Raw genomic sequence first — 15188 nt, 5'->3', positions numbered from 1 at the left:
GGCACGTGCAGGTGGACCTCCTTGGCGCCTCGGAGCTGGGCCGCCGTCAGGACGAAGGCGTTGAGGCCGGAGTCGGTGCCGGTGAGGGTCAGCGCGTTGCCGCCGGGCAGGGCGGCGACCTGGGCGCCCGTCAGTTCGTTGCCGATCGAGAAGCCGCCCCGGAAGTCGGCGTCGCCCTCGGCGGACCCGCCGTAGAGGATGGCCGTGCCGAGGCTCCGGCCCCGGTTCCCGATCCGGCCGGCGCCCCGTCAGCCGCGCGGCACCGGGTGGCCGAAGGAATGCGCACCGACCGCCTTGCCGACCGCGGCGGCGGCCGGCGACGAGCTGTCGATCCGCCAGTCGGTCCGGTACTTGCTGCCCGGCCAGGTCTTCTGCAGGTCGAACCAGACCAGCCCGATCAACCCCTGGGTGCCGGCCGCGCCGCGGAAGAGGTCGTCGACCTGCTGCACCTTCTGCGGCCCCTCGGCCACCCCGGTTTCCGAGATCAGCAGCGGCTTCTCGGTGAACCCGCGGACGTTCTTCACCATCGGCGCGAACAGGCCGCTGTAGGCGCTGCCGTCCTCCGGGCCGTAGTAGCCGACCACGCCGACCCAGTCCACGTAGTCGTCGCCCGGGTAGTACGGGCGCGGGGCGACCGAGGAGTGCTGGTCGGACACGTGCGGCGCCCACACCCAGAGCACGTTGGTGACGCCCCGGGCCTTGAAGAGGTCGTGGACGTGCTTCCAGGCCGCGACGAAGTCGGCCGGGGTGGCCCGCTCCGCGCCCCAGGAGTTCCAGCCGCTGTTCATTTCGGGCGCGAGGGCCAGCGCGAGCGGGCCGCCGTACTGCGCAACCTTGCCGGCGAAGTCCGACAGGTACTCGTCCTGACTGCCGTCGGCGATCTCGGTGAGCCTGGTGTCGCCCGGCACCCAGGACACCAGTGGGAGCTGCCCGTTCGCCCACAGCGCGGCGTTGCCCGCCGGGTCGAAGGCGGCGCCCCAGAGCAGGTAGTACTCCCGCAGGTCGGGCGCCTTCCCCGCCTTCGCCGCGAAGGCCTTGACCGGAGCCAGGTCGCCGGGCCCGCCCTCGGAGGCCACGCCGAGCATCCGCCCCTGCGGGGAGCGCAGCGCGGACACGTCGTACAGCTCGCCGGCGGCCGCGGGTGCCGCGGACTCCCCGCCGTCCCCGCCGTCCCCTGCGTCGTCGCCGTGGCCGCCCTTCGGCTTCGCCCCGGCGGGCACCGCGTCCGGCACCAGCCGCTCACTGGAGCAACCGGTCGCCACCAGCAGCAGCGGCAACAGCAGTGCGGCGAGCACGCGGGCCGGGGCGGCGGCGCGGCCGCGTGCCGGGATTCGTCTCATCACGGGCCGTCCGCTCCTGTACCGAGGGGGTTCTGGACGAGGGCCGGCCGGGCGGATCGGTCGGCGTGTCCGGGCATCCTACGAGGTGGTCACGGGCCGGCCCAAAGCCGCCTGGCCCACGTCTCGATACGGTCACAAGCTCACCGCATATCTCCCCGTATCGGACATTGACTCCGATTCAGGTCTACCGGGTGCACTACGGTCTGGCACGCGGCGGTTCTGCCCGCACGCGCCGACCTGGAGGGCCCGGAGCTCGATGCCCATCTCCCAACTGCAGACCGACGACCGACCGGTCATACCCGCCGGAGCCGAGCCGGCACCGGTCTTCGTCGACCAGTCCGGAACCCGCGGGCGCCGGCTGCGCCACCTGGGCTGGCTGGTCGGCGGCGGCGGCCTGCTCTTCGCCGTCGGCATGGTCGTCAGCCTCTTCGGCGCCGTCGCCCAGGCCCCTCCGCTGGAGCTCCCGGCCTCCCTCGGCTCGCCCGCCGCCGAGGCCTCGCCGAGCCCCTCGCCGTCGCCCTCCGCCTCCCCGTCGGCGTCCGCCGGGCCGAGCGCGTCCCACCACTCGGGCAGCGCGTCCGCCAAGCCGAGCGGGTCCGCCGCGAAGTCCGGCACCGCCCGCCCGTCCGGCAGCACCAAGGCGACCACGACCCGGACCGGTACGACGAAGACGACGACCACTCCCAAACCCGGCACCGCCACCGCCGGCACGACCACCACCACCGTGCGCCGCTGAGCCGTCCCCGCCGTCCGTCACCTGTACCGGTCACCAGGAAAGCCAATGTCCCGCAGTCAGCACCGTCGGCAGTCGGTCCTCCGACCCCGCCGGGTCGCCGCCCCACCGCTGAGATTCTTCCTGCCGGTGACCCTCCTGGTCTGCCTGCTGGGCCTGATGGTGCTCCGCGGCATGGCCACCAACGAGGTGTTCCACGACGAGCGCAAGACCGAGTCGACGGACATCGACACCGTCCCGGAGAACCTGCTCACCGGCGGCCCGGTCGTCGACGCCCGCGGCGACAAGAACGACGAGCCGGTCAGCTACCGGATCCCCGACCGCACCATCGTGCTGAGCTTCGACGACGGCCCGGACCCCACCTGGACCCCGAAGCTCCTCGACGTCCTCAAGGACCGCGGGGTGCACGCCAGCTTCTTCGTCACCGGCTCGATGACCGCCCAGCACCCCGACATCGTCCGGCGCATGGTCGACGAGGGCCACGAGATCGGCCTGCACACCTTCACCCACCCCGACCTCACCCTGCAGTCCAAGGCCCGGCTGACCTTCGAACTGAGCCAGACCCAGCTCGCGCTGGCCGGCGTCGCCGGCGTCCACAGCTCGCTCTTCCGGCCGCCGTACTCCTCCACCTCCGCCGCCCTGGACGACTGGACCTGGCCGGTGATCAAGGAGGTCGGCGCCCGCGGCTACCTCACCACCTTCATCGACACCGACACCGAGGACTGGCAGCGCCCCGGCGTGGACGCCATCGTCGAGGCCGCCACCCCGAAGAAGGACGGCGAGGGTGCGATGGTGCTGATGCACGACGCCGGTGGCGACCGCTCGCAGACCGTCGCGGCCGTCGGCAAGCTCATCGACACCCTGGAGAAGCGCAACTACCGCTTCGCCACCACCGCCGAGGCGCTCGGCAGTTCGGACACCATGGTCAAGGTGCACGGCTACCAGCTGTGGGCCGGCAAGGCCTACATCTGGGCCACCCAGTTCTCGGTGAACCTGCTGCCCTTCCTGATCTCGCTGCTCGCCGTCGTCGGCGGCCTGGTCTTCGGCCGGTTCGCCCTGATGCTGGTGCTCGCCACCCTGCACGTCCGACGCACCCGCAAGGCCGACTTCAGCTGGGGAGCACCGGTCACCGAGCCGGTCACCGTGCTGGTGCCCGCCTACAACGAGCAGGAGTGCATCGCCAACACCCTGAACTCGCTGATGGCCGGCGATCACCCGATCGAAGTGATCGTCATCGACGACGGCTCCAGCGACGACACCTCGAAGATCGTCCGCGAGCTCGACCTGCCCGGCGTCCGCCTGATCACCAAGCCCAACGGCGGCAAGCCGCAGGCCCTCAACACCGGCATCGCCAACGCCTCGCACGAGATCGTCGTGATGATGGACGGCGACACCGTCTTCGAGCCCTCCACCGTCCACGAGCTCGTCCAGCCCTTCGGCGATCCCACCATCGGCGCGGTGGCGGGCAACGCCAAGGTCGGCAACCGCAACAGCCTGATCGGTGCCTGGCAGCACATCGAGTACGTGATGGGCTTCAACCTGGACCGCCGGATGTACGACGTCCTCAACATCATGCCGACCATCCCCGGCGCGGTCGGCGCCTTCCGCCGCTCCGCCCTGGAGCGCGTCGGCGGCATGAGCGAGGACACCCTCGCCGAGGACACCGACGTCACCATGGCGCTGCTCCGCGACGGCTGGCGGATCGTCTACGCCGAGAAGGCCCGCGCCTGGACGGAGGCCCCGGCGAGCATGGGTCAGCTGTGGTCCCAGCGCTACCGCTGGAGCTACGGCACCATGCAGGCGATGTGGAAGCACCGGCACGCCCTCGTCGAGCGCGGCCCCGGCGGCCGCTTCGGCCGGATCGGTCTGCCGCTGGTCGTCCTCTTCGGCGTCCTGGCACCGCTGCTCGCCCCGGTGATCGACCTCTTCCTGCTCTACGGCGTCCTGTTCGTCGACGCCCCCAGGACGCTCACCGCGTGGGCCGGTGTCCTCGCCGTCCAGGGCCTGCTCGCCTACTACGCCTTCCGTCTGGACCGCGAGAAGCCCTCCCATCTGATCACCCTGCCGGTCCAGCAACTCGTCTACCGGCAGCTCATGTACCTCGTGCTGCTGCAGTCCTCGATCACCGCACTCACCGGCGGACGGCTGCGCTGGCAGAAGCTGCGGCGCACCGGCGAGGTCTCCGCTCCGATCGTGGAGGTCTGACCGTGCCCGAACCCACCGAGCCCGCCGACAGCTTCTTCGTCCCGCGCAAGCGTCCCCGGCCCGCCGAGGACGCCGACCCGTCGAACGGCCCGGGCCGACTGCAGCCGCCGCACGCGAACGGCCGGCCCCGGCAGGCACCGGGCGGTCCGAACCGTGCCCCGGGAGCGGACGCCGGAAGCCGGCCGCGTCCTCCGCAGCGACCCGGCACCGCCGACGTCCCGCGCGGCCCCGAGGGCCGCGCACCGCACCCGCAGACCCCGCCGCACCGCGCGCCCGAGCGCCCCGGTGGGCCCGATCGCAGCGCTCGCAACGGCTTCTCCCCCGACGAGACCATGGCCCTGCGCGTCCCGCCGCCGCCCGGCTCCCACGCCGGCGCGACGTCGCAGCGACGCACCCCGGACGCCGCGAACCTGCCCGGCCCCCGGCGTGCCCCGGAACGCACCGAGGCGCGGTCGGCGCCGGCGCCGACCGCACAGCGCACCACCGAACGGCCCTCCTTCGAGAAGCCCGCCGCACCGGAGCCCGACTGGACCTCCGCCACGGGCCGCAGCACCGTGCCCCGGCACGAGGAGACCCTCAAGCTGCGCGTCCCGGACGAGCTGGCGGCACTCGCCAAGGCCTTCGACGCCCAGTACGCCCGCCCGCCGGGCGAGCCCGACGAGGAGGCCGCGCACGAGGCCGAGGAGGCCGAGGAGGCCAAGCCCGCCCGCCGCGGCGGCGGCCGCGACCGCTACCTCGACCTGCTGCGCGCCCTGGCGATCGTCCGCGTCGTCCTCTACCACCTGTTCGGCTGGGCCTGGATGCCGCTGCTCTTCCCGTCGATGGGCGTGATGTTCGCGCTGGCGGGATCCCTGATGGCGCGGTCGCTGAGCCGCCCCGCCCTGGGTGTCATCCGCGGCCGTCTGCGCCGCCTGCTGCCGCCGATGTGGCTGTTCGGCGCGATCGCCATCACCGGCATGGTCCTGGACGGGTGGCGCCCCACGCCGAACCACGAGACGACCTGGTGGGCGGAGCTCGCCTTCTGGATCGTGCCGTTCAGCGACCCGCCGTTCGCGCACACGCTGCACGGGTTCCACGGCGTCCTGGAGACGAGCTGGGGTTCGCCCGCGGTCGAACCGCTCTGGTACCTGCGCGCCTACCTCTGGTTCGTGCTGATCTCCCCGCTGCTGCGGAAGGCGATCCACCGGTTCGGCTGGCCGGCCGTGCTCGTGCCGGTCGCCGTGTCGATCACCTTCGCCCTCACCGGCTTCGACGAGGGCGGCCGCTTCTGGGACGTCCTCGTCGACATCACCACCTACGGCTCCTGCTGGATGCTCGGCATGGCCCGCCAGGAGGGCCTGATGGCCCGCATCCCGCAGTACGTCATCCCCTCGATCGCGCCGCTGGTGATGGTCGCGGGCATGTGGTACTTCCTCTCGCTGCCCGAGGAGGATCCCGGCGTCCCGCTCGAACTCGACGGTGTGCCGACCGCGCAGGCCGTCTGGTCCTTCGGCTGCGTCCTGCTCCTGCTGTACCTGAGCCCCTCCTGGGAGCAGTGGCCGCCGCGGCTGGAACGCTTCAACGGCATCATCAGCCTGCTCAACTCCCGCGCGGTGACCATCTACCTCTGGCACAACATCACCCTGACCTTCGCCGTCGGAATGATCCAGAAGCTGTGGACGGTGGACCTGGTGGTGGACAACACACCGTGGCTGATCGACAGCGACTGGTTCGCCCTCACCGTGACCGTCCTGCTGATCACGCTCTGCGTGGCCTCCTTCGGCTGGGTCGAGGACCTCGCCGCCAAGCGCCCGCTCCGGCTCTTCCCGTACCCGCGGCGCCGCCCCGGCGGAAAGCGGCGGGCGGCGGTCTGACGGCGGCGGGCCGTCACCCGGCTCCGTCCCGGTGACGGCCCGCGGTCGGTGATCGGATAAGGGCAATCTAGGATGAAGCGGTGTTCACCCCCACCGCCCTCCTCGCCGACCGCTGGCACCCGTCGGCCGCGACCGTCCGCCGTGCGGCGCTGTCCGCGCTGGTGATGAGCGTGGTCATCGTGGTCACTGGCGGCGCCGTCCGCCTCACCGCCTCCGGCCTCGGCTGCACGACCTGGCCCCGCTGCACCGGCGAGAGCCTGACGCCGACGCCCGAAATGGGCGTGCACGGCGTCATCGAGTTCACCAACCGGATGCTCACCTACGTGCTGTGCGCGGCGATCGCCTGGGCCACCCTGGCCGCCCGCTGCGCCAAGCCGTGGCGGCGCTCGCTCACCCGGCTCGGCTGGGCCCAGTTCTGGCTGGTGATGAGCAACGCCGTGATCGGCGGCATCACCGTGCTCACCGGGCTCAACCCGTACGTGGTGGCGGTGCACATGGTCGCCGCGATGGGCCTGGTCTGGGTCGCGGTGCTGCAGTGGGAGCGCACCGGGGAGGGCGACGGCGCACCCGAGCTCCTCGTCCCGCGGCCGCTGCACCAGCTCTCGTACCTGCTGGTGGCGGTGGTCGGCCTGCTGGTCGCCGCCGGCACCCTGGTCACCGGCGCGGGCCACCACCCGGGCTCCTCCAGCGACGTCTGGCGCATCCCGGTCGACTACGACCGCCTCGCCCAGGCCCACGCCGACCTGGCCTTCCTCTCGGTCGGCCTGGCGCTCGCGGCGGTGTTCGTCCTCGCCGCGGTGAAGGCCCCGAAGGCGGCCCGCGCCCGGGTCCGGGACCTGCTGGTCCTGCTGCTGCTGCAGGGCGTCCTCGGCTTCGTCCAGTACTTCACCGACGCCCCCGAGCTCATGGTCGGCCTGCACATGTTCGGCGCCGCCCTCACCTGGGCCGCCGCCGTCCGCATCCCGCTGGCGCTCCGCACCCGCCCCGCCCTCGACCCGGCCCCCGTCCCCGCCCAACTCGTCCAGGCCACCTGAGGCCGGGCCCCCGGGGCGAGCACGGAACAGGGGCGCGGGGAACTGCGCGAATCGGAAGGGCAGCTTGCCGCCCCTTCCGATTCGCGCAGTTCCCCGCGCCCCTGCGTGGTTCGCCTCAGATCTGGATGCCCGCCATGCGCTTCCACTCGTAGGCGCCGGTCTTCACCTTGAGGCCGAGCTCGCCCTCGAAGGTGTCGTGCAGGGTGACGCCGGCCAGCTGGGCGGCGCGCTGCCCGATGGCGTAGGTCGGGGCGACCTGGTCGCCCCACGCACCGTCCGCCCCGACGAGGACGATCCGGGTGGCGGTGTGGCCGACGTACTCGACGACGCCGTCCGCGCTGCCGCCGTGCTGCGCGGCGAAGGCGGTGATGTGCTTGGCGATGCGCTTGGCGCGGCGCTCGGCGCGGGCGTCCTGCGCGGCGGGGGTGGCGGTCTCTGCGCTGGTCATGCCCGCATGCTACCGAGCGGTAGACATGCTGGCGATGTCAGCAAGGTGTGCAGCGGGCCACACCGCCGCGCCCTAGGGTGTGGGGATGACCTTCGATGGCTGGCCCGCCGAGGCGCTCGAGTTCTACGAGCAGCTGGAGGCGGACAACTCCAAGAGCTTCTGGACGGCCCACAAGGACCGGTACGAGCGGACCGTGCGTGCACCCATGGCCGACCTGCTGGACGCCCTGGAGGACGAGTTCGGCCCCGGCAAGATCTTCCGGCCCAACCGGGACGTCCGGTTCAGCGCCGACAAGTCGCCGTACAAGACGCACATCGGCGGGTTCCTGGAGGCCGGCGGCTACGTCCAGCTCTCCGCGGACGGTCTGGCCTGCGGCAACGGCATGTACCGGCTCGCCCCCGACCAGCTGGCCCGCTACCGGGAGGCGGTCGCGGAGGACGTCACCGGCGCCGAGCTGGAGCGGGTGATCGCCGCCGTCGAGAAGGCCGGGCCGTCGGTGGTCGGCCGCGACCCGCTGAAGTCCGCGCCGCGCGGCTACCCGAAGGACCACCCGCGGATCGGGCTGCTGCGCAACAAGGGCCTGATCGCCTGGCAGGAGTGGGAGCCGGAGCCCTGGCTGGGCACCGCGGAGGCGTACGACCGGATCGCCGGCTTCCTGCGGGCGTCCCGGCCGCTCAAGGACTGGCTGGACGGCCACGTCGGCCCCAGCGAGCTGCCGCCGCGCTGACGTCCGCCCGACATCCGCGCACCCTTACGACACTCCTGTCCGCACTCTGGCCGCCCCGCGCCGCCTCTGGTAGGACTGCCGCATGCAGCCCGTTCGAGGTGACGCGCCCTCCCCCCGTACCCCTGCCCGCGGCCGCTACGACGTGGTCGTGGTCGGCGGCGGCCACAACGGCCTGGTCGCCGCCGCCTACCTGGCGCGTGCCGGGCGGAGCGTGCTCGTCCTGGAGCGGCTGGACAGAACGGGCGGCGCGGCGGTCTCCACCGAGGCGTTCCCGGGGATGGCGGCCCGGCTGTCCCGGTACTCGTACCTGGTGAGCCTGCTGCCGCAGAAGATCGTCGACGAGCTGGGGCTGCGGTTCGAGGTGCGCCGGCGGCGGATCTCCTCGTACACGCCGGCCGTCCGGGACGGGAAGCCGACCGGCCTGCTGGTCGACCAGGCGGACGGGGCCCGCACCGCCGCCTCCTTCCGCGGCCTCACCGGCTCCGACCGGGACTTCACGGCCTGGCAGGAGTTCTACGCGAGGACCGGCCGGGTCGCCGAGCGGGTCTTCCCCTCGCTGACCGAACCCCTGCCCACCCGGGACGAGCTGCGCCGGCGGATCGACGACCCGGCGGCCTGGGAGGCGCTGTTCGAGCGGCCGATCGGCGAGGCCGTGGAGGCCTCGCTCACCGACGACCTGGTGCGCGGCGTGGTGCTGACGGACGCCCTGATCGGCACCTTCACGCACGCCCACGACCCCTCGCTGCGGCAGAACCGCTGCTTCCTCTACCACGTGATCGGCGGGGGCACCGGCGACTGGAACGTGCCGGTGGGCGGCATGGGCGCCCTCACCGACGCCCTCGCCGACGCTGCGCGGACCGCCGGCGCGGAGATCCTCACCGGCTGCGAGGCGACGGCGGTCGACCCGGGCAGCCCGGGCGGAGCCGCCGAGGTCTCCTACCGCGACGCGGCGGGCGAGCACCGGGTGGGTGCCGGGACGGTGCTGTGCAACGCAGCCCCGCACACCCTCGCCGCCCTGCTCGGCGAGGCACCGCCGGAGCCCGCCCCGGTCGGCTCCCAGCTGAAGGTGAACATGCTGCTGCGGCGGCTGCCCCGGCTCCGGGACACCTCGGTGGACCCGCGCGACGCCTTCGCCGGCACGCTGCACCTCGCCGAGTCCTACACCGAGCTGGAGACCGCCCACCGGCAGGCCGCCGACGGCAGGCTGCCCTCCCCGGCGCCGTCGGAGATCTACTGCCACTCGCTGACCGATCCGTCGATCCTCGGACCCGACCTGGCCGCACAGGGCTTCCACACGCTGACCCTGTTCGGCGTGCACCAGCCCGCCCGGCTCTTCGCCGGCGATCCGGAGGGCGCCCGGGCGGCCGCCCTGGAGGCGGTGCTGCGCCCGCTGCAGGACGCCCTCGACGAGCCGCTGGAGGACTGCCTGGCCGTGGACGCCGACGGCCGCCCCTGCATCGAGGCCAAGAGCCCGCTCGACCTGGAGGCCGACCTCGGCCTGCCCGGCGGCAACATCTTCCACCGGGACCTCGCCTTCCCGTACGGCGACGACCCCGCGGACCGCTGGGGCGTGGCCACCGGCCGGCCGAACGTCCTGCTCTGCGGCGCCGGCGCCGTCCGCGGCGGCGGCGTCAGCGGCATCCCCGGCCACAACGCCGCCATGGCCGTCCTCGGCCGGTAGGCCGTACCCCGCACCGGTCGTCCGCAGGACGGAACCTTTCGTACGGAGAGGTCCTCTGACTGGCTATCATCCCCGTCGCAGGTCAGGCCTGCCCGCACGGCCGTACACGTCCCGGCCGCCGCGGTCGACAGCGCCGCGCAGCCGCGGCAGAGGGGGTACGGACACCTTGAGACCCACGCGCAGGGCGGTCGCCGCCGTCGTCGGCTCGATGGCGGTGACGGGCCTGCTGCCCTTCCCGTCGGCCCATGCCGACGAGACCCGTGTCTCCATGCACCAGGACTGCTACGACTACTCGTCGGAGACCTGGTGGCAGTGGAACGAGTCCCCGGTCACCCTCCGGGCCGGTGAGGACCGGACCTCCGTCATCGCCGGCGACCACCGGATGCCGGTGTGCCGCATCACGATCCACGGCCCCGGTGCCGGTACTCCGGGGTGAAGCTCAAGCTGACGCTCTCGGCCCCGTCGGTGGCGGCGTCCGGTTTCGCACCGGCGGAGCTGGCCCGGTTGCTGGCCGTGCGGACGACGACCGCGCACTCGGGCGACCAGACCTGGACGGCCCGCCGCTGGATCGTCAACGGCGACGGCTCGCTCACGCTCGACATCCCGCCCTTCGACCTTCCGGTTCAGGAAGTCGGGGGCATACCGGTGTCGGGCCTCGCGCTGGACATCGAGATGTCCGCAGCCTCCATGAAGCGCACCTTCGCCCTGGCGGGCAAGGTCGAGCTGGTCGACGCCTCCCGCGGCGCCGCGACCGAGGCCAACGTCGGGATCAACGTGGTCGGCAACGGCGGGACGGTCCGGCTCGGCACCCCCAGCACCTTCGTGCCCACCGCGCCCGTGCGGCTGCTGGACACGCGGTCGGGGACGGGTGCGCCCAAGGGCCCGGTCGGCCCCGGGGGCACGGTGAACCTGAAGGTCGCCGGCCGGGGCGGCGTCCCGGAGAGCGGCGTCACCGCCGTGGTCCTCAACGTCACGGCCACCAACCCCACCGCAGCGGGCTTCCTCACCGCCCACCCGCACGGCACCGCCCGCCCGACCGCCTCCAACCTCAACTTCACCCCCGGGCAGACCGTCCCCAACCAGGTCACCGTCCCGGTCGGCCCGGACGGCACCGTCGACCTCTACAACCACGCCGGCACCGTCGACGTCCTCGCCGACATCAGCGGCTGGTACTCGGACGAGGGATCGGTCTTCGTCCCGACCGGTCCGACCCGGATCCTCGACACCCGGTCCGGCATCGGCCACAGCGGCAAGGTGGGCCCCGGCTACAACTACGTCTGCGTCCGCGCCAACAGCTGGCGGAACGGAGTCCCGCCGTTCGGGGTCACCGACGTGGCGCTGAACGTGACCGCCACCAACCCTTCGCAGGCGAGCTTCGCCTCGGTCTGGGGCACGGACGTGGTGGACAAGAACCCGGCCCGGCGCGCCCCCACGGTGTCCCACCTCAACTACACCGCGGGCCGCACGGTCGCGAACGCGGTGACGACCGTCGCACCCGAGTGCGTGCACTTCGACAACTACGCCGGCACGGTCGACATGATCGCCGACATGGCGGGCTGGTTCAGCAGCCTCTGACCGGCGCGGCCGGCGGACGCGGGAACGACGGAGCCCCGGGGCGCAGGCCCCGGGGCTCCGGTGCGTTCGGGTCGGTCGCCGTCACTTGACGAACGGGTCCACCGCGATGACCACGAAGAGCAGGGTCAGGTAGGTGATGGACCAGTGGAAGAGGCGCATCTCCTTGAGCTTGGCGCCCACGACCCCGGCCTTGGCGCGGGCGTGCAGGCCGTGCGCCTCCTTCAGCCAGAAGCCGCCGAGGACGACCGCGGAGACCGGGTACAGCCAGCTGGTGTGGCCGAGCGGCCACAGGGCCAGCGAGACGGCCACCATCACCCAGGAGTAGGCCACGATCTGGCGGGCGACCGCGAGGTTGCCCTTGATCACCGGGAGCATCGGGACGCCGGCCTTGGCGTAGTCCTCGCGGACCTTCATCGACAGCGGCCAGTAGTGCGGCGGCGTCCAGAAGAAGATGACCAGGAAGAGGACCAGCGCGGACCAGGAGAGCGAGTCGGTCACCGCCGCCCAGCCGACGAACACCGGCATGCAGCCGGCGATGCCGCCCCAGACGATGTTCTGGGCCGTCCGGCGCTTGAGGCCGAGCGTGTAGACGAAGACGTAGAAGAGGAGTGCCGCGAGGGCGAGCGCCGAGGACAGCGCGTTGACCAGGACGCCCAGCCAGACCGTGGAGCCGATCGCGAGGGCGATGCCGAAGACCAGCGCCTCGCGCGGCGACACCATGCCGGTGACGATCGGCCGGCGCTCGGTCCGCGACATCACCGCGTCGATGTCGCGGTCGATGTACATGTTGAGTGCGTTGGCGCCGCCCGCGGAGAGGTAACCGCCGATCACGACCTTGACGACCAGCCACGGGTCCGGTACACCCTGCTGCGCGAGGAACATCACCGGCACGGTGGTGATCAGCAGCAGCTCGATGATCCGAGGCTTGGTCAGTGCGACGAATGCCCCGACACGGGCCCCGAACGGCCGGTGCGCAGGCGTCGCCCCGACCGCCCCGGCAGGGCGGGTTTCGACGGCGGTCACGAACACCCCAACTCACGATGAACTTCCACAGGCGTCCTCTGGGCCCGTGGGCTCCGGTGCGTCCGCGCTGCGCGTACCACGCCACCTTAGACGCTCCATATGTCCCGTCCGGCCCCGGGGTGCCCCGGCGAGCCGGAGCCGCACACCCGCGGGTGAATCGCCGCAGATGACGCCGGGCGCGGGCGCTCCGCGCGTCTTGCCCCTCGGACGAGCGGACCGTTCGCATCCGCGTGAGGGTAGGACAGGGGACTGCACAGCCCTTCGGGAATGCCGATACCGCCACCCCGGTTGTCCCGGCACGCAGGGTGAGGGCCCTCCCGGGCGGTAGGCTCGCACAGAGAAGCGGGATCAACCCTCCGTGACCGGCACCAGCGAACGTCAGGACCACAGCGACGTGGGCCGACCCGGTCCCCTTCACGGGGTCACTCTTCACCACCAGGAAGGAGCCCTGAGACAGGGTGAGCACCACGCCGACGAACGCTTTCGAATGGACCGAACTGGACCAGCGGACCGTCGACACGGCCCGGGTCCTCGCGATGGACGCCGTGCAGAAGGTGGGCAACGGCCACCCGGGCACCGCGATGTCGCTGGCCCCGGCCGCGTACGTGATCTTCCAGCGTTTCCTGCGGCACGACCCCACCGACCCGGCCTGGGTCGGCCGTGACCGCTTCGTCCTCTCCCCCGGCCACACGTCGCTGACTCTCTACACCCAGCTGTACCTGTCGGGCTACGGCCTGTCCCTGGACGACCTGAAGGCCTTCCGGGTCGCCGGCAGCCGCACCCCGGGCCACCCGGAGCACGGCCACACCGCCGGTGTCGAGACCACCACCGGCCCGCTCGGCCAGGGCATCGCCAACGCGGTGGGCATGGCGATGGCCGCCCGCTACGAGCGCGGCCTGTTCGACCCGGAGTCCCCGGCGGGCGAGTCCCCCTTCGACCACACGATCTGGGCGATCGTCTCCGACGGCGACCTGGAGGAGGGCGTCTCCGCCGAGGCGTCCTCGCTGGCCGGCCACCAGAAGCTGGGCAACCTGGTCGCGCTCTACGACGACAACCACATCTCCATCGAGGGCGACACCGAGACGGCCTTCTCCGAGGACGTCCTCGCCCGCTACGAGGCGTACGGCTGGCACGTCCAGCGGATCACGCCGAAGTCCGACGGCGACGTCGACGTGCACGCGCTGGCCACCGCGCTCGCGGCCGCCAAGGCGGAGACCGAGCGCCCGTCCATCATCGCGATGCGCACCATCATCGCCTGGCCGGCGCCGAACGCCCAGGACACCGCGAAGGCGCACGGCTCCGCGCTCGGCGACGCCGAGATCGCCGCCACCAAGAAGGTCCTCGGCTTCTCGCCGGAGAAGACCTTCGAGGTCACCGAGCAGGTCGTCGAGCACGCCCGCCAGGTCGTGCACCGCGGCAAGGCCGCCCGCGCCGAGTGGGAGGCCTCCTTCCACGCGTGGCGCGCCGCCAACCCGGAGCGCGCCGCCGAGTTCGACCGCATCCAGATCGGCGAGCTGCCCGACGGCTGGGAGAAGGCCCTCCCGGTCTTCCCCGCCGGCAAGGACGTCGCGACCCGCAAGGCCTCCGGCGACACGCTGAAGGCCGTCGGCAAGCACATCCCGGAGCTGTGGGGCGGTTCGGCGGACCTCGCCGAGTCCAACCTCACCACCATCGACGAGGAGTCGTCCTTCCTCCCGGCGAGCAACCCGCTGAAGACCGCCTCGCCGTACGGCCGGACGATCCACTTCGGCATCCGCGAGCACGCCATGGGCGCGATCATGAACGGCATCGCGCTGCACGGCCGCACCCGCGTCTACGGCGGCACCTTCCTGGTGTTCTCCGACTACATGCGCCCGGCCGTCCGCCTCGCCGCCCTGATGAAGATCCCCGTCACCTACGTGTGGACGCACGACTCCATCGGCCTCGGCGAGGACGGCCCCACCCACCAGCCGGTCGAGCACCTGGCCGCGCTGCGCGCCATCCCCGGCCTCTCGGTGGTCCGCCCCGGCGACGCCAACGAGACGGCCGTCGTCTGGCGCACCATCCTGGAGCGGCAGACCAGCCACCCCGGCCCGGTCGGCCTGGCGCTCACCCGCCAGGGCGTGCCCACCTACGACCGCGAGGTGTTCGGCTCCGCCGAGGGCGCGGCCAAGGGCGGCTACGTGCTGGCCGAGGCCGAGGGCGCCTCGCCGAAGGTCATCCTGATCGGCACCGGTTCCGAGGTCCAGCTGGCCGTCCAGGCCCGCGAGGCCCTGGAGGCGGACGGCATCCCGACCCGCGTGGTCTCCATGCCGTCGATCGAGTGGTTCAACGAGCAGGACCAGGCGTACCGCGACAGCGTCCTGCCGCCGAACGTCCGCGCCCGGGTCTCCGTCGAGGCGGGCATCGCCCAGGGCTGGCGCGAGCTGGTCGGCGACGCCGGCCGGATCATCAGCCTGGAGCACTTCGGTGCCTCCGCCGACTACAAGGTGCTGTTCCAGGAGTTCGGCCTGACCGCCGACGCCGTGGCCAACGCCGCCCGCGCCTCGCTCCGCACGGTCGAGGCCGTCTCCCGCTAGCAGCGCCCGGG

12 protein-coding genes are annotated in these 15188 nt (G+C 72.6%); 9 read left to right on the top strand and 3 right to left on the bottom strand.

Annotation, left to right across the window (positions count from 1 at the left end; all coding sequences use genetic code 11):
- Positions 1–248: 248 nt before the first annotated feature.
- On the bottom strand, positions 249–1340 hold the full coding sequence (locus AB0M03_RS17135; protein WP_363492334.1) for a glycosyl hydrolase: 1092 nt from the start codon (positions 1338–1340) through the stop codon (positions 249–251).
- A 256-nt stretch (positions 1341–1596) separates the two neighbouring features.
- Between AB0M03_RS17135 and AB0M03_RS17130 the strand changes: the two genes are divergently transcribed.
- The 4 genes from AB0M03_RS17130 (at position 1597) to AB0M03_RS17115 (ending at position 7165) form a co-directional block, all read left to right on the top strand.
- Entirely contained in the window at positions 1597–2076 is a 480-nt protein-coding gene (locus AB0M03_RS17130) for a hypothetical protein (RefSeq protein ID WP_363492333.1), read from the top strand.
- Between the two features lie 45 nt (positions 2077–2121).
- Positions 2122–4278, top strand: a complete 2157-nt coding sequence (locus tag AB0M03_RS17125) for a bifunctional polysaccharide deacetylase/glycosyltransferase family 2 protein (protein ID WP_363492332.1) — start codon at positions 2122–2124, stop codon at positions 4276–4278.
- A 2-nt stretch (positions 4279–4280) separates the two neighbouring features.
- Positions 4281–6131, top strand: coding sequence for an acyltransferase family protein (locus AB0M03_RS17120; protein WP_363492331.1), 1851 nt, complete (start codon positions 4281–4283; stop codon positions 6129–6131).
- Between the two features lie 80 nt (positions 6132–6211).
- The gene (locus AB0M03_RS17115; RefSeq protein ID WP_363492330.1) at positions 6212–7165 is read left to right on the top strand and encodes a COX15/CtaA family protein; all 954 of its coding nucleotides are present in this window, start codon (positions 6212–6214) and stop codon (positions 7163–7165) included.
- 115 nt (positions 7166–7280) lie between these two features.
- Here AB0M03_RS17115 and AB0M03_RS17110 read toward each other — a convergent pair whose 3' ends face one another.
- Entirely contained in the window at positions 7281–7613 is a 333-nt protein-coding gene (locus tag AB0M03_RS17110) for a hypothetical protein (RefSeq protein ID WP_363492329.1), read from the bottom strand.
- Between the two features lie 85 nt (positions 7614–7698).
- On the opposite strand from AB0M03_RS17110, the gene AB0M03_RS17105 reads away from it, so the two are divergent.
- The 4 genes from AB0M03_RS17105 to AB0M03_RS17090 all read left to right on the top strand — a co-directional run bounded on the left by AB0M03_RS17105 (position 7699) and on the right by AB0M03_RS17090 (position 11596).
- The gene (locus tag AB0M03_RS17105; RefSeq protein WP_363492328.1) at positions 7699–8340 is read left to right on the top strand and encodes a DUF2461 domain-containing protein; all 642 of its coding nucleotides are present in this window, start codon (positions 7699–7701) and stop codon (positions 8338–8340) included.
- An 82-nt stretch (positions 8341–8422) separates the two neighbouring features.
- Positions 8423–10021 carry an NAD(P)/FAD-dependent oxidoreductase gene (locus AB0M03_RS17100; protein ID WP_363492327.1) on the top strand — a complete coding sequence of 533 codons (1599 nt, stop codon included), beginning with the start codon at positions 8423–8425 and terminating at the stop codon, positions 10019–10021.
- Positions 10022–10187: 166 nt separating this feature from the next.
- Positions 10188–10457 carry a hypothetical protein gene (locus AB0M03_RS17095; RefSeq protein ID WP_363492326.1) on the top strand — a complete coding sequence of 90 codons (270 nt, stop codon included), beginning with the start codon at positions 10188–10190 and terminating at the stop codon, positions 10455–10457.
- Complete coding sequence (locus AB0M03_RS17090) at positions 10454–11596, top strand: hypothetical protein (RefSeq protein WP_363492325.1); 1143 nt, start codon at positions 10454–10456, stop codon at positions 11594–11596. The genes AB0M03_RS17095 and AB0M03_RS17090 overlap by 4 nt, the downstream gene beginning before the upstream one ends.
- An 81-nt stretch (positions 11597–11677) precedes the next feature.
- Here the strand turns inward: AB0M03_RS17090 and AB0M03_RS17085 are convergent, their stop codons facing one another.
- Positions 11678–12619, bottom strand: a complete 942-nt coding sequence (locus AB0M03_RS17085; RefSeq protein WP_363492324.1) for a heme o synthase — start codon at positions 12617–12619, stop codon at positions 11678–11680.
- A gap of 458 nt (positions 12620–13077) precedes the next feature.
- On the opposite strand from AB0M03_RS17085, the gene tkt reads away from it, so the two are divergent.
- The gene (gene tkt / locus AB0M03_RS17080; protein WP_363492323.1) at positions 13078–15177 is read left to right on the top strand and encodes a transketolase; all 2100 of its coding nucleotides are present in this window, start codon (positions 13078–13080) and stop codon (positions 15175–15177) included.
- The last annotated feature ends 11 nt before the right edge of the window (positions 15178–15188 follow it).

Source organism: Kitasatospora sp. NPDC051914 (genome assembly GCF_040680995.1).
Lineage (GTDB): Bacteria > Actinomycetota > Actinomycetes > Streptomycetales > Streptomycetaceae > Kitasatospora.
The sequence above is the reverse complement of the archived record's forward strand: the minus strand, read 5'-3'. Positions and strand labels throughout refer to the sequence as shown.

What these genes read in the sequence shown, in the direction of transcription:
- AB0M03_RS17135 (WP_363492334.1), bottom strand. Translation starts at nt 1,340, where the DNA reads ATGAGACGAATCCCGGCACGCGGCCGCGCCGCCGCCCCGGCCCGCGTG.
- AB0M03_RS17130 (WP_363492333.1), top strand. Translation starts at nt 1,597, where the DNA reads ATGCCCATCTCCCAACTGCAGACCGACGACCGACCGGTCATACCCGCC.
- AB0M03_RS17125 (WP_363492332.1), top strand. Translation starts at nt 2,122, where the DNA reads ATGTCCCGCAGTCAGCACCGTCGGCAGTCGGTCCTCCGACCCCGCCGG.
- AB0M03_RS17110 (WP_363492329.1), bottom strand. Translation starts at nt 7,613, where the DNA reads ATGACCAGCGCAGAGACCGCCACCCCCGCCGCGCAGGACGCCCGCGCC.
- AB0M03_RS17105 (WP_363492328.1), top strand. Translation starts at nt 7,699, where the DNA reads ATGACCTTCGATGGCTGGCCCGCCGAGGCGCTCGAGTTCTACGAGCAG.
- AB0M03_RS17100 (WP_363492327.1), top strand. Translation starts at nt 8,423, where the DNA reads ATGCAGCCCGTTCGAGGTGACGCGCCCTCCCCCCGTACCCCTGCCCGC.